Annotated in this window: 23 protein-coding genes and 1 pseudogene; 8 read left to right on the top strand and 16 right to left on the bottom strand. The window is 59.9% G+C overall.

Features of this window, described 5'->3' with window-relative positions:
• Nucleotides 1–118: 118 nt before the first annotated feature.
• Nucleotides 119–391 carry a P-loop NTPase fold protein gene (locus tag ACFO3E_RS03345; RefSeq protein ID WP_380802508.1) on the top strand — a complete coding sequence of 91 codons (273 nt, stop codon included), beginning with the start codon at nucleotides 119–121 and terminating at the stop codon, nucleotides 389–391.
• 347 nt (nucleotides 392–738) lie between these two features.
• Nucleotides 739–1,560, top strand: a complete 822-nt coding sequence (locus tag ACFO3E_RS03340; RefSeq protein ID WP_380802505.1) for a 3-keto-disaccharide hydrolase — start codon at nucleotides 739–741, stop codon at nucleotides 1,558–1,560.
• Nucleotides 1,561–2,911: 1,351 nt separating this feature from the next.
• Here ACFO3E_RS03340 and ACFO3E_RS03335 read toward each other — a convergent pair.
• From ACFO3E_RS03335 to ACFO3E_RS03320, 4 genes are all read right to left on the bottom strand, one after another.
• Complete coding sequence (locus ACFO3E_RS03335) at nucleotides 2,912–3,829, bottom strand: ThuA domain-containing protein (RefSeq protein WP_380802503.1); 918 nt, start codon at nucleotides 3,827–3,829, stop codon at nucleotides 2,912–2,914.
• A 37-nt stretch (nucleotides 3,830–3,866) separates the two neighbouring features.
• Complete coding sequence (locus ACFO3E_RS03330; protein ID WP_380802501.1) at nucleotides 3,867–7,220, bottom strand: glycosyl hydrolase; 3,354 nt, start codon at nucleotides 7,218–7,220, stop codon at nucleotides 3,867–3,869.
• Between the two features lie 308 nt (nucleotides 7,221–7,528).
• A complete protein-coding gene (locus ACFO3E_RS03325) occupies nucleotides 7,529–7,744 on the bottom strand; it encodes a hypothetical protein (RefSeq protein WP_380802499.1) in 216 nt (71 codons plus the stop codon).
• A gap of 133 nt (nucleotides 7,745–7,877) precedes the next feature.
• On the bottom strand, nucleotides 7,878–8,513 hold the full coding sequence (locus ACFO3E_RS03320) for a TetR/AcrR family transcriptional regulator (protein ID WP_380802514.1): 636 nt from the start codon (nucleotides 8,511–8,513) through the stop codon (nucleotides 7,878–7,880).
• Nucleotides 8,514–8,796: 283 nt separating this feature from the next.
• Between ACFO3E_RS03320 and ACFO3E_RS03315 the strand changes: the two genes are divergently transcribed.
• The 4 genes from ACFO3E_RS03315 (at nucleotide 8,797) to ACFO3E_RS03300 (ending at nucleotide 14,683) form a co-directional block, all read left to right on the top strand.
• A complete protein-coding gene (locus ACFO3E_RS03315; protein WP_380802496.1) occupies nucleotides 8,797–10,974 on the top strand; it encodes an outer membrane protein assembly factor BamB family protein in 2,178 nt (725 codons plus the stop codon).
• Between the two features lie 13 nt (nucleotides 10,975–10,987).
• On the top strand, nucleotides 10,988–12,466 hold the full coding sequence (locus ACFO3E_RS03310) for an alpha/beta hydrolase domain-containing protein (RefSeq protein WP_380802494.1): 1,479 nt from the start codon (nucleotides 10,988–10,990) through the stop codon (nucleotides 12,464–12,466).
• Between the two features lie 30 nt (nucleotides 12,467–12,496).
• Nucleotides 12,497–12,943 (top strand): nuclear transport factor 2 family protein, encoded by a 447-nt coding sequence (locus ACFO3E_RS03305; RefSeq protein ID WP_380802491.1) that lies wholly within the window; start codon nucleotides 12,497–12,499, stop codon nucleotides 12,941–12,943.
• A 384-nt stretch (nucleotides 12,944–13,327) separates the two neighbouring features.
• Nucleotides 13,328–14,683: a glycoside hydrolase family 1 protein gene (locus ACFO3E_RS03300; protein WP_380802489.1), complete on the top strand. Its 1,356-nt coding sequence runs from the start codon at nucleotides 13,328–13,330 to the stop codon at nucleotides 14,681–14,683.
• Nucleotides 14,684–15,043: 360 nt separating this feature from the next.
• Here ACFO3E_RS03300 and ACFO3E_RS03295 read toward each other — a convergent pair whose 3' ends face one another.
• Entirely contained in the window at nucleotides 15,044–17,563 is a 2,520-nt protein-coding gene (locus ACFO3E_RS03295; RefSeq protein ID WP_380802486.1) for a TonB-dependent receptor, read from the bottom strand.
• A gap of 304 nt (nucleotides 17,564–17,867) precedes the next feature.
• Here ACFO3E_RS03295 and ACFO3E_RS03290 point away from each other — a divergent pair, with 304 nt between their 5' ends.
• The gene (locus ACFO3E_RS03290) at nucleotides 17,868–18,050 is read left to right on the top strand and encodes a hypothetical protein (protein WP_380802484.1); all 183 of its coding nucleotides are present in this window, start codon (nucleotides 17,868–17,870) and stop codon (nucleotides 18,048–18,050) included.
• Nucleotides 18,051–18,100: 50 nt separating this feature from the next.
• Here ACFO3E_RS03290 and ACFO3E_RS03285 read toward each other — a convergent pair whose 3' ends face one another.
• The 11 genes and pseudogenes from ACFO3E_RS03285 to ACFO3E_RS03235 form a co-directional block, all read right to left on the bottom strand.
• A complete protein-coding gene (locus tag ACFO3E_RS03285; RefSeq protein WP_380802482.1) occupies nucleotides 18,101–18,748 on the bottom strand; it encodes a TetR/AcrR family transcriptional regulator in 648 nt (215 codons plus the stop codon).
• 86 nt (nucleotides 18,749–18,834) lie between these two features.
• A complete protein-coding gene (locus tag ACFO3E_RS03280) occupies nucleotides 18,835–19,644 on the bottom strand; it encodes an SDR family NAD(P)-dependent oxidoreductase (protein WP_380802480.1) in 810 nt (269 codons plus the stop codon).
• Nucleotides 19,641–20,096: a nuclear transport factor 2 family protein gene (locus ACFO3E_RS03275; protein ID WP_380802478.1), complete on the bottom strand. Its 456-nt coding sequence runs from the start codon at nucleotides 20,094–20,096 to the stop codon at nucleotides 19,641–19,643. Before ACFO3E_RS03275 ends, ACFO3E_RS03280 begins: the two co-directional genes overlap by 4 nt.
• A 2-nt stretch (nucleotides 20,097–20,098) precedes the next feature.
• On the bottom strand, nucleotides 20,099–20,953 hold the full coding sequence (locus ACFO3E_RS03270; RefSeq protein WP_380802476.1) for an SDR family NAD(P)-dependent oxidoreductase: 855 nt from the start codon (nucleotides 20,951–20,953) through the stop codon (nucleotides 20,099–20,101).
• Nucleotides 20,954–21,167: 214 nt separating this feature from the next.
• Complete coding sequence (locus tag ACFO3E_RS03265) at nucleotides 21,168–21,368, bottom strand: hypothetical protein (RefSeq protein ID WP_380802474.1); 201 nt, start codon at nucleotides 21,366–21,368, stop codon at nucleotides 21,168–21,170.
• A gap of 329 nt (nucleotides 21,369–21,697) precedes the next feature.
• On the bottom strand, nucleotides 21,698–21,886 hold the full coding sequence (locus ACFO3E_RS03260) for a hypothetical protein (protein WP_380802471.1): 189 nt from the start codon (nucleotides 21,884–21,886) through the stop codon (nucleotides 21,698–21,700).
• The gene (locus tag ACFO3E_RS03255) at nucleotides 21,883–22,071 is read right to left on the bottom strand and encodes a hypothetical protein (protein ID WP_380802469.1); all 189 of its coding nucleotides are present in this window, start codon (nucleotides 22,069–22,071) and stop codon (nucleotides 21,883–21,885) included. Before ACFO3E_RS03255 ends, ACFO3E_RS03260 begins: the two co-directional genes overlap by 4 nt.
• 12 nt (nucleotides 22,072–22,083) lie before the next feature.
• Nucleotides 22,084–22,377 (bottom strand): annotated as a pseudogene (locus ACFO3E_RS03250) (DNA methyltransferase); the annotation flags it as partial.
• Nucleotides 22,378–22,579: 202 nt separating this feature from the next.
• Nucleotides 22,580–23,002 carry a type II toxin-antitoxin system VapC family toxin gene (locus ACFO3E_RS03245; RefSeq protein WP_380802467.1) on the bottom strand — a complete coding sequence of 141 codons (423 nt, stop codon included), beginning with the start codon at nucleotides 23,000–23,002 and terminating at the stop codon, nucleotides 22,580–22,582.
• Complete coding sequence (locus tag ACFO3E_RS03240; RefSeq protein WP_380802464.1) at nucleotides 23,002–23,244, bottom strand: type II toxin-antitoxin system Phd/YefM family antitoxin; 243 nt, start codon at nucleotides 23,242–23,244, stop codon at nucleotides 23,002–23,004. The genes ACFO3E_RS03245 and ACFO3E_RS03240 overlap by 1 nt, the downstream gene beginning before the upstream one ends.
• Before the next feature lie 204 nt (nucleotides 23,245–23,448).
• Nucleotides 23,449–23,628 carry a hypothetical protein gene (locus ACFO3E_RS03235; protein ID WP_380802463.1) on the bottom strand — a complete coding sequence of 60 codons (180 nt, stop codon included), beginning with the start codon at nucleotides 23,626–23,628 and terminating at the stop codon, nucleotides 23,449–23,451.
• Nucleotides 23,629–24,128: 500 nt separating this feature from the next.
• Between ACFO3E_RS03235 and ACFO3E_RS03230 the strand changes: the two genes are divergently transcribed.
• On the top strand, nucleotides 24,129–25,208 hold the full coding sequence (locus ACFO3E_RS03230; protein WP_066530715.1) for a Rieske 2Fe-2S domain-containing protein: 1,080 nt from the start codon (nucleotides 24,129–24,131) through the stop codon (nucleotides 25,206–25,208).
• Nucleotides 25,209–25,214 lie beyond the last annotated feature (6 nt).

Genomic DNA, 25,214 nt, shown 5'->3' with positions numbered 1-25,214 from the left:
GGTGGCCACCAGATGGGCCGCCGGGGGTGGGGCCTCGGCCCCACCCCCGGCAACGCCGTCATCTACACCGGGAAATTACACCATCACCGCGGACGCTAGCTGACCGAACCGACCTTCCATGGCGATCGTCCTATTTGAATCAGACAGTAAAGATCGCTTCGGTTTCGCCGCGCTCGCCGAGCGGATCGCGGACTTGCTGACCACACAGGCGGCCAACAGAAGGTTCGTGTTCGGCCTCGAAGGCAAATGGGGCTCAGGAAAATCAAGCCTACTCGCCCTGACCTTGAAGCGCTTGCGCAAGATGGACGTGATGAAAGCGGCGGCAGTGGAGTTCCGGCCATGGCTGGTCGGCGACCGAGACCAATTGCTATTCGCTTGTTCGAAGACCTAGCCAAGGCGATCGCCGGTCTGGAGCACGCTGCTGGCGGCACGACCGGGGCGACGAAATTGGCGGTGCAGCCACTAACCCGGGCGCCAGGGAACGGCTTTAGTTGGTCGTTCAGTCCGATGACAGAGGGTGGCGCGCAGCCATCTCAGTCACTAGAGCTGAGTGGCCTGGACGGTTGAAGCGAATATGCCGATTGACAGGTCAGGCCCCGCTGCTCTCCAAGGAGCGGAGCTTTGCGCGGGATAGGACTGCTATTTGATCCTCTCCGCCGAGGTTCTAGACAAAGGCGAAACGGGAGCGTGTCGGTGTTCGCCTGACTAGTGACGCGAAAAAAGAGAGGAGCGGTGGGCATGAGGACAGTAGCCCTGAAGGTTTGCGGCGCGGTGCTGAGCGCCGCGCTGGCGACTGGTGCTGGAGCAGCCGAACCGCCCGCGGCCAAAAGCGTGGCGCATCCGTTCGTGCTAAAGCAACCCCGCCCGCGCGCGTTTCAGGACCACGAAGGGTTCGTTTCACTGTTCGATGGTCGGACCTTGGCGGGCTGGGATGGCGATCCCGAGGTCTGGCGCGTGGAAAATGGGGCGATCGTCGCCGTTCGTCCGCCGAACCGGGCGATGAACAACAGTTATCTCGTCTATCGCGGCCTGAAGGCCCGCGACTTTGATCTGCGCCTGGAAATCAAGGCGGCTGTTGGCGGGTCCGGCATTCAGTACCGCAGCCGCACTGGCCTTGCCTGGACCAACCCTGTACCGGGCGCACCGCCGCCGAACCTGCGCTTGATGATGACCGGGCCGCAGGCTGATTTCTGGCCGGCTAAGACGTTCGGCCGCGACCTGTTCAGCGGTCAAGTCTACATGGAAAACGAGCCCGCGCGAGTAACGAGCTGGCGCGGACAAGTGACGCGGCGCTCCGCCGGCGCCGGCGCCGAACTGGTGGGCACGATTGCCGAGGGCAGCAAGCTCGCGCTCAACGTTCGCCCGGACGACTGGAACGAATACGAGATCATCGCGCGCGGCCATGTCGTGCTTCACCTCCTCAACGGCCAGCTTATGGCGGCGAGCGTGTTCGACGATCCGCAATCCCCCGACAATCGCGCCGGATTGATCGGCATCGAAGCCGAGCTCAACCCGGCGCGGGTCGAGGTGCGGAACATATGGCTGCGCAAGCTGGACTGAACCGAGGCGCGGCGCGCGTCCGTTCGACCGCCGCGTCTCCCTTCTGGCAGGCATGTCCCGAAGCGCAGCAGCCTCACTCCTATGCGCCATTACGGCCGCCACCGAGGCGGACCAAACAGGGCAACGCCCCTGCTGTCATTAGCGGTGCCTCGCTGATGACCTGGCTTACTGGCGTGGGCCTTCGCAACACGTAGTTCGCATTCGGGCCGCCGATTTGCGTTGCACGTGCTAGCTGGCGGAGCGACGAAGCCAAATCGGTTCACCATTTAAACGGAAATCGGTTTGTCCGGAAGTTGCCCGACAAACGCCCGCCGGGATATAGCAGCTTTCCTCAGTCGCTGTCGTCAAGCCCGCCATTCCGGAATGGGCCAGTTATGAGGTGGGTAGATTGGATAGGTGCCGTTCCGGATCTGGAGCTCGAAAATCGGCCGCTGAATGCCGACAATGAGTCGACGTTGGTAGGCGGCAGCTGGAACAATCCTGCCTTGCAGAGCGAAAGGTCGAAAGGCAACTTTTATGAGGAAGCGACATTGAGCGTGTGCGGGACCGGCATCATAGAGTTACAAAAACCGGCCCCTTGCGGACCGGTGGCTTCTGTTGTTGCAACGGCACCAAGCGCCATCATCTTCCTTCAGCTGAACGGGCCTGGTTGAGCGCGAGCGAGCGCGGCGTGCGCATTCGCCAGCCATTGCAGGCGAACGTTGTAGAGATTGGTTAACGTGGCTTTTCAACTCCTTCGCCGCCCCTCACGCTTCGGTAGGATGCGATCAGGATAGCCGGGCACCACTTCGGGCTCGCAAACCACGAGATCGGAGGGATTGAGCCAGTTTTCGTGCAATTCGTTCAGCCGCGCCGCCGCGACAGCGACCGCATTAGCGCGCTGGTCGTCGAAATAAATGAAGGCGGGGGATGTTTGGGGTCAGGCCTTTGAGAAAGGGGAAGGTCGAAAGTCGTCGGCGGCGTGTATCGGGGCCGATCCTCCAGTGACGTGCCCATGCGCACGGACCAGAGTTCGTGAAAGCGCGAGTGGAGGACGCCGAAAGTGGTGTCGTTGTCGCGGGCGATAACGATGACCTGGCGGTCCGGCACTACGCACCGGTTCTCCGGGGCGGACCGGCCGCTGATGTCCAGGTTGTCCGCATCAGCGTGGGGTGTCCGACCTTCTCGATGATCAGCTGATCCATCAGTCCGCAAATGCGCGACGAAACACTGCGCGCCTTCGCCGCGCGCAAGGCGCCTCCGGGCGGAGAGAATCGCCAGGACACGGTGCACGCCGAAATGATCACCAATGCGACGGTTACGGCCTGGGCATCACGCATGAAGGAAAATCTCGGATTATTTAGAGGGGTACTCATCGGGCCGAGGCAGCTAGCGTTTGTCCGCAAGACGGCCCCTCCAGTCCCGCAGCCCACGCGATCGCACCGTCGATCATACGCACATGCTCCGGCTCGGCATAGGCGGAAGCCGGGTGCCCCAGTGCGGAGTAGAAGGCGCGGCCTGTGCCGAGGCAATGAGTCCAGATCATCGGATGATCCTTGCCCATCTGAAGATCGCGTGCCTTGGCGAAAGGCAGGAATTTCATCTTCGGGCGGTAGCTTCCTTCATCCAGCCTCGCGAGAATGTGATGGCCTTTGGCTCTCGGGCTGGAGGCGAATGAATACCATTCGTCAGTTCGTGACCAGCGTGCGGGAAGGTGCCGCGTCGCGGGATGCTGCCGGTCCTCGACGATCAGCGTCGCGCGCTGGAACTGCGGACCCATGGTGTGGCCGATGAATTGCGCGCCGATCAGGTCGTTCACATACCATTTCCAGGCATAGTCCAGGTCACCACCCGAACCATGCAGCGCGACAAAGCCGCCGCCATCCTCCAGCCAGGCCTTGAACGCCTGCCGTTGCTGAGGCGTCAGCACGTCCCCGCTGACGCTGTTCCAGACCGCCACCTTGAAGCGCTTCAACTGCTCGGGATTGAAGATGGCGGCGTTCTCGGTCGTATAGCTGCTCCAGCCCCGTTTGCGCGCGATCGCTTCCAGCGCCGCATTCGCCGCCTTGATCTGGGGATCGTCCCGATAGCCGTTGGTCTTGGAGAATATCAGGATCGACTCTCCCGACAGGTTCTTTGGCAGGACCGGCGGCTGATGATCATAATTGCGCCCGATGCCCAGGACCAGGCGGCCGAAATTGGCCGGACCGATCGCGATGACGGCGAACAGCATCAGGGCCAGGAATAGCCCAACGATCAGTCCAATGGCCCATTTGAGCGCGCGCTTCATTATCTTTCCTCCTGCTTCCCTTGCTGTCAGGTATTGCTCAGTTGCGCGCTTCGATCAAAGTGACGGGCCCCTTCAAGCCGGATGACAGAAGGGGAGCCTTGGCCGAATAGGCGGGCGCGACAACCCAACCGACCTTAGCTGCCCCAGGCTGCGCATCGCCGATCAGGCGGTTCACCCAGCGGTTCGCCACCTTGATTTCGACATGATTATCGCCGCGCCTGAGCGCATCGGTCACGTCGGCGCGATAGGGTGCGTGCCACAGCGTCCGCACGTGCGTTCCGTTGACCCACAATTCTGCCAGGTCATTTACCTCGCCGAGCGACAGAATGGTCCGGCTCCCCGCCTTCGTACGGGGGACGCGGACTGTCCTGGAATAGGTTGCGACGCCCGAGAAATAGCGGATGCCCGTCTCCTTGCTGTCGGTCCAGGAGCCTGCGGGCATCTTCACGATGCCGTCGGGCGCGCCGCGGTCGGGCTGGAAGGTGACCGACCAGTCCCCATCGATCGTCGCCAACGTGTGTTCGGCAGGTGGCGTCACGGTGTGCGCCGTTTCGCGGGTTGGCTTGCGAAATACGACCAGCACGGATCCGCTGCCGTCGAGACGGAGCGGGACGATGGTGCGGCCGTTTTCCGTCCGGTAGGACAGGGGGCTGCTGGTCCCGGTTTCGGCATCCCACAATTCGGGCGCACGCCCGGTAGCACGGAACGCCACATCGCCCATGAAGGCATTCCCTTCGGGGTTGCTGACGAACCACAGGTCGACGTCTTCCAAAGTCCGATGCAAGAAACGCAACGCGTTTCCAGCTTGGCCAAGCACTTCTTGGTCGGGCGTTAGCCCGATCCGGGCAAGAGCGGCCTCCACCGGCATGGCCGAAAGAACGCGGCCAGCGCCGACGCGCGTTTCCGGGCCACCGCTCCAAAGCCTGTCCGCCAGCACCTTGAATGCCCCGATGTCGTCGGCGAGGCTGGGTGAGGATGACGGCTTGTCCCCCACGACGACCGCGCCCGCCTCCACCAGTTCGGCGATCCGGCGCAGGGTCGGCAAGGTTATGCGTTGCGACGCACCGCCCAGTTGCAAGACCCGATAGCGCATGCCGGAGGGCGTGACGATCGTGCCGTTTTTGACGGAAGTTAGCCCCGCCAGCGCGTCCGCGTTGATGAAGTCATAGCCGTACCGAGTGGGCGCATCCTTCAGGCGGCCCTGATCGGCGAGCGTCACGATCGGGGCTTCCTCGCCATAGAAATAAGCTACGTCCGCCGCATAGCGCCCTTGTGAGAGCATCCAGGACGTGCGGGCAAGATAGTCCACCCACGGGCGCGCCTGTTCCGCCCAGCTTTCGTTGCGATTGAAATATTGGCCGAACAGCCACAGGCTGAGACCGGGCGCTTTGTCGATCAAGGGCTGATGAACACTGCTGTGGATGGAAAAACGATTCACACCCAGCGCGAACTCGGTGTCGGCGACATGCTTCAATTCGCGCGGGCTCGCCGCCCAATATTGGAACATGGACGACATCGACTCCGCCCCGACGTAAGTCCGCCCGTAAAGATGTGCGGCGGAGGCCGCGCCCTTTATGTCGGCGGCGTGGGCGGGTTGCGGCCCCCTCCCGGGCTTGAACATCCACATCGCGCCCATCGGCACGTCAGCGTGGCTGCGCATCGCCAGATCATCGCCTAGCGATGGACGGTTCGGCGCTTCCAATGCCTCGCCATAGGCCGTCAAGCCGCGCGCATGGGCGATCTGCGCGACTGAACCGTAATGCGCCTCGGCCATTAGATCCGTGAGGGTGCGACGGAAGTCATACAGGAATGCGTCGCTGGCGGCGGCACTATCGACTATGCGGCCGGTAAGGACCGGTAGCCAGGGTGCGGGATCATAGCCCCGCCTTTTGGCGAACTGGTCCAATATATCGTCGGTCCAGTTCTGAAATCCAGCCTCGATGCTGTCGTTGAGCGTCGCCTGCAAGCCTCGCTTGCCGACGAGATCGGGACCGAGCGTCTGCGCATATTCATCGAGATACTGCTTCATGAAGGCCTGCACGCGTGGGGCGCTCAGCTTATCCACCTCAAGGCCCGTCGCCTCGGCGGTGGTGGGGCCGTTCATATGGCCGGTCAGCGAATAGCCCAGTCGGACCACGCGCCAGCGCCCTTTGGGCGGCGTCCAGTCCAGGGTTCCATCAGCTTTCATCCGGCTGGTCAAATCGATGACGCTCAATCTATCGATGACGTCTCTCGGACCCACGGCAGGAGTCGGAACCGCATAATAATCCGGCAACGAGGCGAATCCCGCCTTTTCCTCGAACCGTTCAATGCGGGCGTCGCTACTCAGGGCCATTTCCGAGATCGTCAGCATCTTGCCGGGCGGAGACAAGGCAAGACCAGGTTGCAGCAGCGCCCCGGGCGCCATGTCCAAAGCGGGGAGCGTGGCAGGCGCAGGTTGCAGGACCACGCGGAAGATGCGGCCGGTGACGGGGGCGAAGCTGTTCGTATTTTGCGTGAAGGAGCCCGCTGTTATATCGGCCACCTTGCGGAAGGTGACGCCGTCCTCGCTGACCTCCAGCCAAGCCGGAATTTCGGTCGAAACCGCAATTTCGGGCTTCTTGGGCTCCAGAACCACCGTCAGCGATCGGAGGGTGACGGGCCTCGGATAATCGAAGCGGACCCAGCCCGGATTCTTGTTGGAGGGACGGTCGATCTCGATCGCCTTCACCAATCGCCGGTCGAAAAGTCCGGCCGCGGGCACCTCCCCTTTCGAAGTCGTGACCTTGGGCAAGGGCAGCGCATGTTCCGTCGCCGGCACATGATAGGCGATCACGCGACTATCGACATAAAGGCGCGGCGGCTGGGGCCCGATCGCACCATGCGTCAGCCTGTTTTCGCCAAATTCGATGCCCCCGATCGGCCCCGATGCGTCGGAGGGGCGTGGCAGAATGCCCTGAAAGCGTCGTCCCCCCACCACATCGCTTTCGGTCCAGACGAATTTCTTCATCCCATCTGCGGCTTTGACGAAGGGCGCGCCGGTCTCGCTCCAGCCGGCAGAGGTGGGAATGGTGACTTCCATGCCTTTGTCGGCGGCTTGCGCAACGGCACTGCGGAAGGCGGTTTTCCATTCAGGCGACATGTAGCGGACGGGCGGCGTGACGACGCCGTCATTATTGGGCATCGCTCCGTAGAATATCTGCACGCCGCCTATGCCCGACCGGTGCAGCCAATCGAGGTCTTGCTTGATGCCTTGCTCTGAAATGGCCCCGTTCAGCCAATGCCACCATACGCGGGGGCGGGCCTCCTGCGGAGGATTTTGGAAGCCTTCGTGTAACAGGTCCTGCGACAGCCCGGGCATACTTGCAAACGCTACACTGGCCGTCAGCAGAAGTTTGAGAGCGCGCTTCATGATCTTTCCTCTCTGACAATACTAGTCCCGGTGCGGTCGGGATCATCTAGATGACGAGCTCGCGGCGGCAAGGTAAAATAATGAAGTAAATTCATTTTAAATCAGCCGCGAGCCGGTGCCTGATCTCGCGCCCACCCACCCGAAATACACGGGCCAGCATCTCACCAGGTGCGCTCCGACCGGTGCATGTTCTGACTGAATGCCGGAATGTCTTTACTTAGCGAGTAGCTTGGAAAGTTCGCTGTCGATCGCGCTCAAGGCGGCGTCGGTAACCTGATCGGCCGCAAAGGGCTGAATTGCGCGCAGGGTCATGCCGCGCGCCATGTCGATTGCGGATTGTTGCTGAAACCCGGGATATGCTTGTCCACGATGGCTTTAGTCTGGGGATTGCCGATCAATGCACCGACATCCGTCTTTTCAGTCGAATATTGCGCTGTAGCTGCAGTGGTGGCTGCAGGCTGCTGGCCTTGAGCGGCAGTTGCAGCCACCAGACTGAGAAGAGCCGGCGTGAAGAACTTGATCATTTAGGCATTTCCTTAGCTTCTGCGCGGCACCATCTTGGGACGTGCGCGCTGCTGCCAGAATGGAGCCAGTTTTCGAAATAAACAAGAATGGTTTGTTCATTTTAGCCCTGCGCGCCGTGCGCTCGTGGTTTTTTCAGCGCTGTGCAGCTCCGTACGACAGCAGTTTGGCGATGCGCTTCGCCGCTCGCCTGTGGCTCTCCTGGCCGCTATTCCCGTTGAACATCCGCCGATTCATGTGTCCCGATGCGCATTCCATCATGGTATTGGCCAGGTCTGACAATTCCTTTTCGGACAAACCGCAATCGCTGCTAGCACGCATGGACTCTATAAGCCCCTCCTGACCAACCCGGGCTGCAGTTTCACTATAGATCTGGGCGAGTTCCGGGAAACGTTCTGTCTCCTGCGCCAGCAGGCGACCCATCGCACTTACGTCTTCGCGGTCCATCGCTTCGAACATAGCGTTCATCGCAACTTCGATGACTTCGGATATCGGGGATCCGGGCTTTGCATAGCGAGGAGGATTGGTAACCTTCCAGACAGCCGTCTTCCATTCCACGATCGCGCGGAAGAGCGTCGCCTTTTCAGGAAAGCGCGCATATAGCGTGTTGGGAGCCACGCCGGCTTCCTCGCCTATGCGCTTCATGGATGTCGCCCCATAGCCGTTAGTCAGGAAAAGCTGGAGCGCCGCATCGAGGATAGCCAAGGTGATCTCTCGCTCACCCTCCCGCGATGGGCGTCCTCTCCGTCCTATTGTACGCGCCTGTTTCATAGCTTCTGGCAAACCGTTTTTCCTCTCGAACCGGCCTTTCGGGCAAAGGGCGTTTGCCGGGCCGAAACCAGCTCCATATCTCCACATGAAGGAAATGTCATGGACGGGTAATTCATGCAACCTCTTGCCAACCATAATATATATAGATATCTCTACTTTATTCTTCGGCTCCTCGATGTTGGCTACCGCGTACGATGGTCTCGGAGGTAGCAGGTTACGGGGGTTTAGACGCTGACCGCAGCGTAATTTGCGCGGGAGAAAAGTCCTTTGGAGGGGATATTTGATGTCCGGGCGAAAGTCTTATGCTGCAATCGGCGGCCTCGCCATAGTTGCGGCATTGCTCGGGGGGTGCGGAGCAACCGGTGTGCCCTATTCGGGCGGAGATTGGTCCGATTATCTGGGCGGGCCCGATTCCGCGCAATTTTCACCGCTTGATGATATTAACAGCGCCAATGTCCATCGGCTCCAGCTAGCATGGAGCGTTCCGTTACCCAACAATGGCCAGTCCAACGGCAATCCCTTGGTCATCGGCGGCTGTATGTTCGTGCCCTATAGCGGCGGCATATTGGCGCTGGATCCAGCGACCGGGCGGGAGCTTTGGCGCGTCGATGCCGACGGCGTGCGCATGCGCGGCCTGAGCAGCTGGAGCGGGGGGCGCGGGGAGCCGCGCAGGCTATTCTACAACCAGCATGATCGTCTTTACGCAATCAACGCTGCGACGGGAAAGCCGGTGACAGACTTCGGCGAAAATGGTTCGATCGACCTCAAACAGGGTCTGGGACGCGATCCAGCGACTATCAAGCGGATTGAGTCGCAATCGCCGGGGCGGATCTTCGATGACCTCATCATCGTCGGCACGACGGGTGGCGACGAATGGAACGGCCCTCCTGGCTATATTCGCGCGTTCGACGTCCGCAACGGTAAGCTGCGCTGGACCTTCCACAGTATTCCACAGCCTGGCGAGCCAGGCCATGAGACCTGGCCCAAAGATGTCTGGAACAAGGTGGGCGGCGTCAACAACTGGAGCGAAATGACGCTCGACACTGCCAACGGTATCCTTTTCGTGCCGCTCGCGTCGGCCGATTATAATTTCTATGGCGTCAATCGTAAGGGCAGCAATCTCTACGCCAACTCGTTGGTTGCGCTGGACGCCCGAACGGGCAAAAAATTTTGGCATTTCCAGACCGTGCATCACGACCTGTGGGATTATGATCTGCCCCAAGCGCCCAAATTGCTGACGCTTGATCGTGGCGGAAAGCGGATCGAGGCGGTCGCGGTCGCTGGTAAGACTGGGTTTATCTATACCTTTGATCGGCGTACAGGGCGGCCTGTCTTTCCGATTGAGGAGCGGCCGGTTCCCAAAAGCGACATTCCGGGGGAGGAGGCCTCTCCCACGCAGCCGTTCCCCACGGCGCCCGAGCCGTTCGTGCGCCAGCATATGACGGCAGCAGACCTCAATCCTTATCTGGATGCGGCCGAGCGAAAGCAGGTGGCGGCGGTGATCGCGGGCCTACGCAACGAAGGGATATTCACGCCGCCGAGCAGACAGGGGACATTGCAGATCCCGGGCAGTTCGGGTGGAACTAATTGGGGTAATGGCGCGGTCGATCCGCGCACCGGCCGTTTTTTCGTGGTGGGGATGGATGTTCCCGCGATCCTGCGGATGGAGCCGCCTTCTGACAAGCCGCGCACCATGTTTCTGGGGGCGAGCGCCGAAGATCCCGGCGGCTCCGTCTATGCGCAAAACTGCTCGTCCTGCCATGGCGAGAAACGCGCTGGCCAACCGCCTGCCATCCCGGCGCTGACGGGGATCGCGGCGCGTCGAACGGTGTATCAGGTGAGCGAAATCGTCACGCGAGGCCGCGCGGTAATGCCCGCGTTCAATCTGAAGCCGCAGGAGATGAAGGATCTGTTGCTCTTCCTGGGCTTCAGCAGAGAGCAGGCGAGCAAGGCGAGTGCGCCTGCACCTGCTGCCGGTCCCGACGTTCAGGACGGGTCGACAGCAGCCGCGAAGAGCGGGCCGATCAAGCTCAAGACCGGCTACAACTTCTTATTCAGCAAGAAGATGTTTCCCGCGAACGCGACGCCATGGTCCACCCTTACCGCTTATGACATGAACAGCGGCAGGAAGCTGTGGCAGGTTCCCTTCGGCGAACTGCCCGGACTCAAGAATTCAGGCACGCTTTTCCCGCGCGGCACCATCGTCGCGACGGCGGGCGATCTGCTGTTCGCTGGGACGCAGGATCGTAAGCTGCGGGCATGGAGCATGGTGGACGGCCGCATGGTCTGGCAAGCGCCCCTGCCGTCGGTGCCGGGCGGCGTGCCTGCTGTCTACAAATCAGGAGGGCGCCAGTTCATCGCGCTGGCAGCCGGTTCATACGACCCCGCAATAGCTAAGATGAGTTCCGTCATGACGGAGGGGCGCAACAGCATCGTCGCCTTTGCTTTACCTAAGAAATAGCCGGAGAGAAGAGATGAAACCCAACAGAAAATGGTTGATGCCCCTCTTGGCGGCAACGATGCTTGTTCAGCCGGGGAGCGCGCTGTCGGCGCGCGGACAAGCGAAGGCGCAGCACGCCAGCGTCGGCAGTGTCACGATCGAAGGGCCGGTGACGGGCGGGACGCGCGGCTTTCCCTATTCTGCATCGATCGTCGATCTGGCGCCCTATGGTTATACCGAAAGCGAATATTTCGTTTCGGGCAAAGCCCATGCCTATACGGTTGCGCCGGGCACGACGCTCGGCGCGGATGGCCGCTGGCAGGTCGTTGCGGGCGAAGATATGCCCTACAAGACGCGCATTCTCGTCCGTAAACCACCGGCCGCCAAGTTCAATGGCACCGTCGTCGTCGAATATATGCAGGAATATTACGGCACTGAACGGGATACCAATTATCGCTGGAACGCTGAAACGCTGCTGCGCAACGGCTTCGGCTGGGTAGGGGTGTCGATGCACCATGAAGGCATCGATGACCAAAAGCCGCCGCAGATGATCACTTATGCCGGCAGCCAAATCCCGGTCGGCACCACGCTCGCCCGCTGGGATCCGCAGCGCTATGGCAGCTTGTCGGTGCCATCGACCGACATGTCCTATGACATACTGACTCAGATCGCCGCGTCCCTGAAGAGCAAGATGATCGCAGGCGGGCCCGATCCATTCTCCGGTTTAAAACCGAAAGCCGTAATTGGGGTGGGCAACACGATCGCTGGCGAACGGATGGCGATTTATATCAACGCCATTCAGCCGCGTCAGAGAGTGTTTGACGGCTTTTTCTTGCAAGATCTTCACAGGGGCGCACGTTTGAAGTTGTCGGGCGTCGATACGCCTGCGCCAGTCGTGCGCACCGATGTTGGCGTGCCGGTGATCGTGCTTAACACTACCACGGCTTCTGCCGAACGCGGACCACGGCCGGAAGGCAAGATGCTGCGTTTTTGGGCGCCCGCGGGCAGTTCCCATACGACCGGTCCCTATATGGACCGCGTGGGTAAGGCCAATACACGCGATCTCGGCCTGAACGCGGGCGGTTGTCCCGTGGATTATGCCAACACCCTTCCGGTGCAATATGTCTCGGGCGCTGCGATCATAGCCGTTGACCGATGGATCAAGAGCGGCAAGGCAGCACCCAGCTTCCCTCAGCTTGCGTCCTTTGAAGGACCGAAGGAGCCGGTGCTTGAGCCAGCCGGCTATTTCGATGCGAACGGTAATGTGAAGGGGGGCCTCCGCACACCATGGGTGGATGTGCCGGTCGCCCGATATGATTGGCGAGGCGAATGTATCGGTGGTTCGGGCCGGACATTCCCGTTCTCCAAGGATCGGCTGAAGGCGCTCTACGGAACCCCGGACGTCTACCACAAACGCTTCGCGGAAGCGGTAAAGGCGGCAGAGAAGCGCGGCGTACTGCTGCCGCCTGACATGCAGGCCGCCATCGAAGCCGCGAACAAGGTGACCTGGTAAGGTCTGACTTTTCAGCTTGGGAATGAGATTGTGACTGAAGCAGAAAAACTTGCCGCCGCATCGGAAATTCACGCGCTCAAAGCGCGCTATTTCCGGACGATGGACATGAAGGATTGGGCCGGGTTGGAAGCGACTTTCGCTCCCGATCTGGTTGCGGACTTTCGGGAATCCACCGGTCAGCAGGACGAAAGCCAACTGACCCATGGGGCGGCCGCCTATGTCGCCAAGCTTGCTCCGATCCTGCAGCATGTCCAGACCGTCCATCACGGACATATGCCAGAAATTTGGATTGAGGGGCCGGATCACGCGACGGGTATTTGGGCCATGGAGGACAAGCTGTGGGTTCAGGACGGCTCGCCGCTGCCCTTCAAATGGATGCACGGCTATGGTCATTATCATGAGCGCTATGTCCGCGTCGGCGGCGACTGGCGGATACAGGAAATCCGGCTGTCGCGTATCCGGGTGGAGGTGGGCTGACCTCAGCGAAAGCGCCGAAGGGGGCAATCAGATTTGAGCGACTGATGCGAATGCGATCGTCTGCGGTGACGATGATGGTGCCGGACGCGGCATCTGCCGCATCATTCTTGAATTCGCTCGCCTGCTGGATGGGATGGTGGGGTAAATCCTACCAACCGAACCCGCCATCGCTGCGTAGCGCGCAAACTGCCTAAGTCGCGTAAAATTCTCTCCCCAGAATATTGTATCATGCGGTCGCCTCTGGAAGCGGTGAGATGCGCGCGGACTGCTATTGCAGCTCTATTAAATTGACAAGCCATATGCTTTTTAATCATCATCGGTCACGGTGCCGGTCCCGTTTTTGAAGATCGCGGCGCGGCCCTAAGGATGTGAAGAGGATATTTCATGGATTTCGCTGACGCGCTGGATCGACGATCGATCCTGATGGGCATGGCTGCTGGATCAGCCCTGCTCTCCGCCCCAAGCACAGCTGCTGCTCCAACACGGAACGCGCCGAAGGTAAGATTCCCCACGGGCTTTCTCTGGGGTGCCTCAAGCGCGGGGCACCAGACAGAAGGCAACAATGTCAGTTCGGATCTGTGGATCGTAGAAAATATGAATCCTTCTCCCTTTAGGGAGAGGTCAGGCGATGCCTGCGACAGCTATCACCGTTGGGGTGAGGACGTCGCCCTGGTGAAGGCTATGGGCCTCAACGCCTATCGCTTTTCCCTCGAATGGTCACGCGTCGAACCGGAAGAAGGGCAGTTTTCCCTGGCGGAACTGGATCATTACCGCCGCTGTATCGCCGCCTGCCGCGATGCCGGCATCTTTCCCAATGTGACGCTCAATCATTTTTCCTCGCCGCGGTGGTTCGCCGCCCGTGGCGCCTGGAACAAGCCGGACGCGCCGGAACTGTTCGCGCGCTACGCCGAACGGGTGTCCAAGCATATGGGCGACCTCATCGGCATGGCGGTGCCGTTCAACGAGCCCAACGCGCCGCTCGTTGTCAAATGGTCACCGGACATGCAGAGCGCGACCGGCCAGCCGATGGATATTGCGTCCATGTCGGCCCCGCTGATGAAGCTCGCCGCCAAGAAAGTGGGCAGCGATGAGTTTTCGTCCTTCCTGTTCAGCGATCCGAAGACAGCCGTGCCGGCGATGATCCGTGCGCACGAACTTGCCATGGCGGCTCTCAAGGCTGGACCTGGCAAGTTCCCGGTCGGAGCGATCGTGTCGATTGGTGATGATCAGGCTGTTGATGGAGGTGAAGCCAAAGTCGCGCAGAAGCGCCAGGAAGTCTATTCACAATGGCTGGAAGCGGCCGCACGTAGCGACTTTTTGGGGGTGCAGGGCTATACCCGTTACCTGATTGGACCGGAAGGACCGCGCAAGGCAGGCAAAGATGCCGAATTTACTAAGAGCAAGTGGGAATATTATCCCGCTGCCATCGGTAATATTGTTCGCTATGCTGCTTCCCAGGTAAAAGTACCGATCTACGTCACCGAAAACGGTATTTCGACCGATAATGATGTTCGTCGCGTCGACTATATCAGTGGCGCGCTGGCCGGATTAAAGGCGGCGATCGACGCCGGCGCCGATGTCCGCGGCTATTTCCACTGGACGCTGTTGGACAATTGGGAATGGAACGAAGGCTTTCATCAGCGATTTGGCTTGGTGGATGTCGATCGCACCAGTTTCAAGCGCACAATCAAACCCAGCGGCCGCCACCTTGGCGCGATTGCCCGGCGGAACGCGATTTGAGACAAAAGAAAAGCCCCCATCCCGGAAGGGAGGGGGACTTTGTTCAGACTGTCGCCTGCGCAGAGCGCGTCCGTGAACACCATCTGGGCGAGCTCATCGCCCATCAGCTCTTCGAACACCTCGCTTTTGGTAGAACCGCTGCAGATCAGGAAGGCCCCAAAACTTGTGCGGGCCCGCTCATCGCCGCTGGCAGTCTTGTTATACTGGCACCAAACCATCATGGCGCTGCTGATCGGGTTACTGCGGCTCATCGAAGCCGACGAGATCTACTTACCGTCTTAATTTCACTGGCAAAAATCGAGAATCTTAGCGGAAATAAGGAGCGGGCCGAACTGTTGGCCGGCCCGCTCCTTGCGCAGCTTAGCCGCCGCCGAAGCGGAAGCCCAGGTTGAGGCCGATCTGCAGGCCCTGGGTGTAGAACACTTCGCGATATCCGGTGGGGATGGACCCCAACGTATTCAGCAAACCGGTTTGGTCGATCAAGCGCGTCGTATCGAACAGGTTTTTCGCGAAGATGCTGGCCCGGAAATTATCGTAGTTCACACCAGCATATATATCGACGGTCGCATATTCCGGAATCTTGGCGTTGCTGGAAACGATCAGGCCGTCGCTCTTATAGTTGAGCAAGCCACGGATAAATCCTTCGCCCCGATCACCGATGGGGATTGAATATTCCGTCTGCACCGTCGCCGTCCATTTCGGCAGGCCATTGATCGGACCGTTGGTCGCGCAGGTCGCTACGATCACGCCTGCTCCCTGGAAGCCTGCCAAGGTCGGAGTACCATTATCAGGTACGCCGTCAAAGTTGGCGTCACGACATGGCTGCGAGGCATTTTTGAACTTGCCTTTGACATAGGAAACCGAGGCGCGAGCGCTCCAACGGTCCGTGATGTTACCGCTAATGTCTGCCTCAAAGCCCCGAACACGCGCATCGCCGTTATAGGTCAGTGAGAAGGCATCCGTGACGGTGCCGTTAGCCAAACCGCCACTCACGAACGGAATGTTGGATACGGTGGCATTGTACCCCTTAAAGTCCTGTTGGAAGGCAGAAATGGTGAAGCGAGCGCGCCGGTCGAACAACTCCCCCTTCAGACCGATTTCATAATTATCAGACTTTTCTGCGTTCACGATCACGAACTGGGCTGGGACGTCGCCCTGGCTCGCGCCGGGGGACCGGAAACTGCGGGCGTAGCTTGCATAAGCATTGAGATGTTCGCCCAATTCCTGCCGGACGTTGATGTCATACACCCAATCGTTGAGCTTCGCCTGCTGATCAAGCGAAGGCGGGTTGGGGAGGGCAATCAGGATATCGCAGCTGGTGGGATAGCTTGAAGGTGCAAACGTGGCGCCGGGGAATGGCGGCGGGAGGAAGCCACAAACACCGGCAGTTGGAAAGCCCAGGGGCTGAGCGATGCGCAGCGGACTATCGAAAGCCAGATTGAAGTCATAATCCTTGTGACCCCAGATATAGCGCGCGCCAAGACGGACGTGGGTGCCCGAATCGAAATTGAAGGTGGTGCTGGCGAAGAGCGACTGCTCCAGATCGCGGCCAGGATCGCCGAAGATGTTGAAGGAACCGGGCTGAAGTCGGAGAATGCCCCGCGTCAAATAGTTCAGATTGATATCCGATGCGGTGGGCACGGCAGGTCCCGTGGGACCGACGATGGCCGGATCGCCCAGGATGCCGCTGCCCGGACCTGCGCTGACGAGGGTGGTGTTCTGATCGACGCGCGAACCGCCATTGGCTCGGTAATAGCCGACCGTCCAGTCTAGGAAATCGCCCGGCTTCGTGTTCGACTGCAGCCGCAGTTCGTGTGACCACTGCTGAACTTCGATGTCCGCCACGGCGTCCGGCAGATAATTGAAGCCGATAATGGCGTTGCCGGGATCGAGCTGTTGGCGGCCTTTGCGGGTATTCTTCGATTTGGTCCAGCCGCCGATATAGTTCAGCGTCGCGAAATCGAAATCATATTTGGCGTTGATCGACGCGAAGTGGAATTGTCTGTTGGTATAGTCGGGGGCTTCGGCCACCCCGGAATTTTCCTCACCCGTCAATGGCGGACCGTTATAACCGCGGCCTGCGCCAGCGAGACGGGCGACCTTATCCTCGTCGGTTTCATTATATTGATATGTAGCAAGCAGCTGGAAGCGGTCACCCGGCGTAAACAGAAGGGTAGCGCGACCGCTCTTGATCCGCTGCTCCGATTCGACGTTGTTGTTGATGCTACGGGTGCCGTTGAGATCATCCTGCTGGTAGAAGCCCGCGAGTCGGAAGGCGAGCACGTCGGGGATGATCGGACCACCGACAGCGCCCTGAAGGGTGTAGCCGAACCGCTCGTGGGACTGCATCTGACCTTCGACGTAGCCGCCAAAGGCGTTCATATCGGGCCGCCGCGATGTAATGGTGATCGCGCCGGTCGGCGCCGTCCTGCCGCGAAGTGTGCCCTGCGGACCGCGCAGCACTTCGATCTGGCCGACGTCATAAAGCGCAGAGAAGATCGAGAAGGCCAACACCGGCACGTCGTTCAAATAGATGTCGAGCGACTGCGGAGCGCCAGAGACGGAAGCCGTGGTGACGCCGCGAATGGACGCTTCATTGCCCTGCGCCGTGGTGTCGAGCGAAAGGCCGGGAACCAGCGTATCGATGTCGCTAAAGTTGGTGATGGCCTGATTGGTGATGTCTTCCGACGTGATCGCCTGCACGTTCAATGGCACATCGACCAAAGATTCGTTGCGGCGAGTGGCGGTGACGATGATGTCGGAGCCGCTAAGTGCCGAAGGCTGCGATTGCGGCGGCGCTTCCTGCGCATATGCAGCGACGCTCAGGCTGCCAATGGCGATACCGGCCAGCAGTCGGGCGTGAATGGATAAATTAAGCATAATGAAGAAATCCCCTCCTTTTTGATGTGCGCTCGCCGATATGTCGGTCAGGACGCGTTGCAAGCGTGATACAGTGAAATGCGTGAGCCATAATATGGCCGCCCCCAAAGATTTCTACATATATGTGTAAGGTATTATCTTTTTTTCCTGACTGTGTCCATAGGCACCCCTAGGCGGTGCCCCGAGATCCGCTTGGAACGCTGGAACTTAAATATTATTGTATTATCAGTTTAATCGACTCCGCTCCTCAGGGCGGCTGATTGACAAATTACACATGAGCCACGGTCAGGAGCCTGTCCGATCCGTGCCTGACGACCAGGCAGACGCCCTTGTCGGGCAGCAGGTGGCCTGCGTCGTCAATCTGGGGTCACGCCGCATCGGGCCGTTCGTGTCGGAGGTTCTGACGCTGGGCTTACCCGATAGCGAGGGCAGGGTCGTTCTGATCGGCCTGGAACGCACAGTGCCCAATGGCGCCCGCATGTTCTGAACAGGGGATAGGGCCGTTCCCATGACCTCCGCTTTTTCCCCAAACTTCTGTCATTTCCTTATGACGCCACGCGAAAGAAAAGTCGCGATGCGCTTGGCCGCCCGCCTATGTGTCTCCTGTCCGCTGCCGCTGTTCAGCATCCTAAGATTGATGTGGCCGGACGCGCATTCGAGCATTGTATAGGCAAGATCATGTATCTCATCTTCGGAAAGGGTGCAGTCGCTGCTCTGCCGGATGGATTGGACCAGCCCCTCGTGGCCGATGCGCGTTGCATTCTCATGATAAATTTGCGCAAGTTCGGGAAAGCGTTCGGCTTCTTGCGCCAGCAAACGGCCGATCGCGCTGATGTCTTCGCGCTCCATTGCATCGAAGACACCCGTCAGCGCGACTTCGATCACCTCGGTCATGGACGATCCTGGCTTGGCATGGCGGGGTGGGTTGGTCACCTTCCAGATCGCGGCTTTCCATTCGACGATTGCGCGGAATAGCGTGGCCTTGTCGGGGAAGCGGGCATATAGCGTGTTAGGGGCAACGCCGGCCTGTTCGCCGATGCGTTTCATCGACGTCGCGCCATAACCATGTTCGAGAAAAAGCACGAGAGCGGCGTCGAGGATCGCTAGGGTGATTTCCCGCTCCTCGTTCCGCGAAGGCCGTCCCCTCCGGCCCGCCGTCCGCGCCGGTTCAATGGCACTTCGCAATCCTGTTCTCCTCTTCTGCAGCCGAAGGCCGAAACTGCGCGCACCCGGCGATCATCCGGCGCCACGCGTCCCGAACGCTGAACCCGTCAGTTATCGACCTTTATGCCCCATAGCTGGGCTGACATGGCGGAGGCGTTCGCCGTGATGGCGGTTCGCGGCATCGCACGCATCCCCTCGACCGCGGCGTCGCCCACGGCATACCAGACCGGCGCGCTTCCCAACGCGTCGATCGCCCCGGTTGCGAAGGTCCGGGCGTCCATCGGCGTCAGTCCCTCGACCTCCACCATACCGGAGCGCTGCATGGCGGGCGTGTCGGTGAGCGAGGCGACGGCGCACAATATATCGACCCCGTCGCGCTGCAATTCCCAGTGCAGCCCCTCGGCCAGCACGATCTCGAAAGACTTGGACGCGGCGTAAGCCGCGACATAACCACTGCCGACGAGCCCCGACATGGACGATATAAGTATCAGCCCCCCGCGTCCCTTTTCCCGCATCTTGCCAAGCGCGGCATGTGCAACGGCGACCGGCGACGCGCAATTGAGCGCCACCAAATTGAGCGCGCGATCGACCGGCTGGTCCAGGAACAGATTGACGCCATGCGTCGCGCCCGCATTGTAGATGACGAGCCCAAAATCGCGCGCAGCGATGATGTCGCCAGCCTTTGACGGGATATCGGGGGCGGTGAGGTCGAGTTCGATCACATCGACCTCCACCCCATGCGCGTCCCTGATCCTGGCCGCCGTTTCGTTCAGCGCGCCCGCAGACCGCGCCACAAGGGTGAGATCGAGCCCCGCGCCGGCCAAAAGATCTGCGAATTCCGCGCCGATCCCTTCAGACCCGCCCAATATCAGGGCGCGGGGGCCGTAGCGCTCGGCGAGCGAGGTTCCAGCGCTCATCCAAGTTGACTTTCTTCAGTCGCCAGAACGCCCGGATCGCCGCTGTGCAGGAACCAGATCGCGTCGCGGCGAACGATGCGCCACCCCTCCGGCCGCCGCTCCCAGCGATCACGATATTCGCCGGTGGAATCGAAAATCGCGCCCGCCGGATCATCCCGACGCTGGTGACGGGCCTGAACATAGGCGCGGCTTTCCGCGCGGTCGCCGTCCACGTTAACCAGGATGCTGCCGATCAAATGCTGCGTGCCGCCGCAAACGTCCAGATATTGGCGCATCTGCGCTTCAAGCGCCTGCATCCCTTCCTGTTCGCCGGCCGAGCCATAGTTGAACGTCAGGTCGCGGGCGAACACGGTGGGCAGGTCGTCCCAGCGCTTTTGGTCAAGAATGCGGGCGAAGCTGCTGAGGCCCCGGTTGATGTCTCTTTCGTCGATCAGCGTTTGAACTGTGGTCATGATCAATTTCCTGCCTTGGCGCGAAGGGCGTCATCCAGAACCTTGTTGATGTCATGCGCGGCGGTGCGCGCGCCATAATCCGCGTCTTCCGGGGCACCGGAAAGCATCTGGTTGTAGATGCCCGCGGTCCAGCCGCCATCCACCGCCAGTTCGGCGCCCATGATGTAGGATGCTTCATCGCTCGCCAGGAAGAGCGTGGCTGCGGCGATCTCGTCAGGCTGGCCGCTGCGCTGCGCTGGCACCATGCCAAATCCCTTGTCGATGTCCTCGACCGCTGCGCCGGTGGGGTTGCCCATCACCGTATGAACGCCGCCGGGATGCACCGAATTGACCCGCACGCCGCGCGGACCGAATTCCATCGCAGCGACCTTGGTCAGTCCGCGCACGCCCCATTTGCTCGCGGAATAGGCGGCATAGCCGTTGGCGCCGCGCATGCCATCGACCGACGATATGTTGATGATAGAGCCGCGCCGCTGACGCACCATCGCGCCACCCACGACCTTCAGGCCTAGGAAAGCGCCAATAAGATTGACGTCCACAACCTTGCGGAAATCATCAACCTCGCATTCCAGGATCGAACGAAAACGCTGCATCGCCGCGTTGTTGACGAGGATGTCGGGCGTGCCGAAAGCGGATTCCGTCGCTGTGAGCAGGGCCTGCCAATCGGCTTCGCTGGAAATGTCGGTCCGGTGAAAAAGCACCGATGATCCTAAGTCCCGGGCCAGTGCTTCGCCTTCGGGCAGCAGGTCCGCGATAACGACCTTCGCGCCCTCGCGCACAAATTGTCGCACGGTCGCTGCGCCCATGCCCCTGGAGCCTCCGGTGATGATCGCAATTTTATCTGACAGGCGCGTCAATATCACTCTCCTTGATTTACGCACGTGGGAAATAAACTTTTAACAGCGCATCAATATGCGTCGATAAATGGAGTTCTATCTCTATTTGTCCATTACTGCAACTCTGCCGGTGCCATACGTCATTGGGCCGGGTATCTCAGATAATATGAACTATATATCATTTTGTTCTTGCGTGGCTCACTTCGAGGCCTAAACATGCTGTGGCTTCTAGGCATCACTCCCCCTGAAAGGCCGGTCGCCAACCGGCCTTTTTTTTGCCGGAAACCGGTGGTGGAAAGCGATAAGGCTGCATGTTCTTGTGATCCAGCGCTACGGCGTCTTGAACCCCTTTACTGGGCGGGGCGCGATCGACGGTCTTCTTCCGCATGGGCCGCATAATGTGCGGGCCATCCTTGCCACTCACATCCTGAAACATACCGGTCCCTTTGAACAGGCAAGCTACGCTATCCAGGACACGCCCGAAATGGTCGCCAAACAGTATGGTCGGTTTCTCCCACAGGACAAGCTGCGATGGCGGCCAAGATCCTGAACAGGGTCTGGGAAGCGGCTTGAACTTTTCACGAGGGGTGTGGCTTGTTGCGGTACCCCTGTTCGCCCAGCGGCTCGATAGGTTCCTAAAGAGGCGCAAATCCGCCGCGCAGTCAGGTAAGTGTTGCTTAGGACAGATAGGAGATCGTCCAGAAAGCCTATCCGTGGTTATGAAGAAACATAGCCACAGCGGTCTAGGAGGCTCTTCACCATTCTTCATCCCCTCTCGGCTTCCTGCTGAAGCCTTTGAAGCACTTCAGCGATCCTCGCATCCTGTGCTTCCTTGCTGTTATCCAACTGCGCCACGGCATCAAAGAGGCCGAGGGAATGCAACAAGGGGATTGCTTTAAGCCTGTGATTTGCTGAGCCTTCAATCGCGTCGTTGACGAGGCGTAAAGCTATCATAGCCTTTTTCCACCGCTGGTCACCGAAATCTTCTCATTGGCGAACTCACGCACCAGTTCGGACAGGTCCTTTTCTTTGCAGCGGCGTTTCTTCTTTGAAGATCCACGTGCGGTTCCCCGACTCACCCGGTTGCCATTGGGTCCGTTTAGGAGGTTTGCCTTTGCCGACCTTATATGGTCGGTCATCGTAACGGCCCATCAGATCGCCTCCCGATCATCAGAGGACGAGAGGGTTGGCGCCGCAGCCTCCTGCGCGGCGAATTCAGCATCGCAGGCTTGGTGGATCAGTTCTGCAGTTTGACCCGTAAGTCGCTCCCATCGCTCGATGGTGCGGTAGATGTAATGGGGCTGATATTCGATCAAGCACGCTCGCCGCCCGGTGCGCTCGGCTGCTATCAAAGTGCTTCCTGACCCTCCGAATGGGTCGAGCACCAAATCACCGACGCCGGTAACGTCGAGAAGCACATCGGCTACCAGCGCCACGGGTTTGACCGTCGGGTGTACCTCTCAATCTTTACGACAGTTACGCGGTATGCCCTCCTCCTGCGGTCGATCCTTGCCCAACCGAATTCTTTCCGCCGTCGCACTGAAGCGATTGGTTGTCTGGGCTTCGTGACGATGCATCCGACGCGTTGGTGCTGCGTCCGCAGGAGACGTGTAGCTCCTGCTCATTCCGGTGGGGAGCTCGAGGCTACTACAGCAGATGTGCTGCCGTCCCCAGGAAAGGGCCTGCTGCAGCGAGACGTTGATCGAGCGTGAACAACGTTGCACCGTGATCCGACGCCACCGCCAGATGCAGTGCATCCCCAGCTCGAAGGCCAAAACTGTGTTGGTCCACATATTTAGCGGCCATGCGGAAGTTCATGCCCGTCACTGACAAAAGGTGGAGGCTCTCGGCGACAAGCCTGTTAAATGTAGCTAATGCTGCGGCCCGCTGATCCAGCGTGATTTGTTTTGTGCGGACCTTGAGTGCCATCGCCGAGGATACTTCTGTCAGCGTCCATTCGCTGATGTGCAGCTGTTCCGGGTCCTGCTCCGCCAACCAGCTCTGCGTACGGCTCGTTGCTGCTTCTTGAAACAGGGCGGCAATCAATACGGACGTGTCGAGATAGATCATCAGTAACGGTCGCCATCTCTCATCTCGCGAATAAGTTCGGCAGCGGACTGCGGCGCGTCCGGCATTGTCGCTGTGAGTGCCCTAAGCGTGGCAAGCGCGATTTGTGAGCGGGGTCGGGTCACGCCCGTCAATCTCGCGACCGGCTTGCCGCGGCGCGTGATTTCGATAGAGGCACCGGCTTCAACTTGGTCTACAAGTTCACTGAGGTGCGCCTTCGCATCTGCAAGGTTGACTGCGTCCATTCCCCGTCTCCTGACCAAGTAGTTGGTCATCTACACCAATCGGGAGCAGATTGCCAGTCTCCGGCGCGAATTTAACGTCATCTGCATGGACGGCCTTGACCTGCACGAGATGCTGGACCGTGAAATCTCGCTCAACCAGGTTCCCGAACGTAAGGTGCGCACGGCAGCCGGAGTGCATTGGAAGAGGCGAGGAGGGCCACACGTTCATTCGCGCGGGCGCCGCCTTAGCCATTCGCGCGCGGTGGACAGGTGGCGGGTGAGGAGTATTGGATATTCAGGAAGCTGAGCAAGCAGCGCCTGAGCTCGTGGGCTGTCACCATCGAGGAGCGCGCCGATAAAATCCGAGAGCTTTTCCGCGCGAATGGACCGGAGCGACACGGACAAATGAAGGCTAGGGGTTTCGCCGGAGCGATCGCCTCAATTGCCTCTTTATCGCGGCCTTGGAGCAGATATTCGCGACCGATAATTTGCTCAGCCAGATGGACCTGCCAGTGTGGGGAATGGTCGGCGAGCGCATTCAGCCATTCGCCAATCCGGCTTCACCCGCAGCGAGCGCTTGAGGGGGGCGATGACGAGATTGAGCAGTTGCCGGTCGCTATTAGGCGAGCGCATATGATGCCGTTATCAGTCCGCATGGCGTGAATTGATGCCGCTGACTTTTGCGTGCGCGCAACACTCGCTTCCGCCAATATGGAAGAGGGGCGGGGAGTGCGGAGTGTTAAGGGCTCATTCAAGCTGATTGTCGATAAGTAACTTGCGCGTACTGATAGCTTTGCGTAAAATGTGCGCCATCAGTTATCACGGTTGGGCTGGCGCCATATGGTGGCATATGGCGGGATCGGCCCTGTTCTGCTACGCAGGCACCGAGTGAGAGGATCGGAATAATGGCCAAATCGTCGGACTATCGTCTGGGAGAATTTGAGTTTCCCCGTGGCTGGTTCATGGTTGGGGAGAGCGTCGAGGCGACGAAGACGCCCAAGGCGATGCGCTATCTTGGCCAGGACATGGTGATGTACCGTGGCGAGAGCGGCACGGTTTATGTGACGGAGGCTTATTGCCCGCACATGGGCGCGCATCTGGCGAAGAACACGACCAGCTACATCGTGCGCGACGGCGAGCAGATTGAGGGCGATTCGATCCGCTGCCCCTTCCATGGCTGGCAGTTCGGTCCCGACGGCGCGTGCAAGAACATCCCCTATTCCGACTTCGTGCCCAAGGCGGCCAAGCTCAAGACCTTCCCGGTCGTTGAGCGTGCGGGCACCGTGTGGATCTGGCATGATCCTGAAGGGCTCGAACCCAATTTCGACCTGCCCGACTTTGGCGGCCATTATGACGCGCCGGGCTGGGTCAATTGGAAGATCGATTTTATGGGCGATCTCGACATCCACCCGATCGAGGTGGTGGACAATATGGCCGACTTTGGCCATTTCGTGCCCATCCATGGGGCGAAGGACTTTGTCTATTTCGCCAATGAGTTCAAGGATCACATCGTCCACCAATATTATGCCGCTGGCCACCGCACGCTGGTGACCAACCCGGACGACGTGTTGACGCTCGACACCTGGTACACCGGCCCTTCGATCCTGCAGTCAGAGATGGAGGGGACGTTCAACAGCTTCATCCTCATCACCCACACGCCGATCGAGGATGGCAAGATCCGCGTCTGGCACGGCCTGATGGTGCAGGTGAATGACGGCTCTGCGCCGGTCACCGATGACCTGCGCGAAGCGGCGCTGCAATATCAGGAAGGCAGCCGCCTGGCCTTCGCCCAGGATGTCGAGATCTGGCAGAACAAGAAGGCGTGCCTCAACCCGCTCGTGATCCCGAGCGACGGCCCCTACGGCAAGGTCCGCACCTGGTACAAGCAGTTCTACAATCCCCGAGACAAGACCCCCGACCTGCACAAGCGCACCAACGGCCTGCATGTCACGCTCGACAAGCGTAGCTCGACGCAAGCCGCCTGAAGGAGA

This window comes from Sphingobium tyrosinilyticum (assembly GCF_042654265.1).
Classification (GTDB): Bacteria; Pseudomonadota; Alphaproteobacteria; order Sphingomonadales; family Sphingomonadaceae; genus Sphingobium; species Sphingobium tyrosinilyticum.
This window is presented reverse-complemented; position numbering and strand designations above follow the sequence as displayed.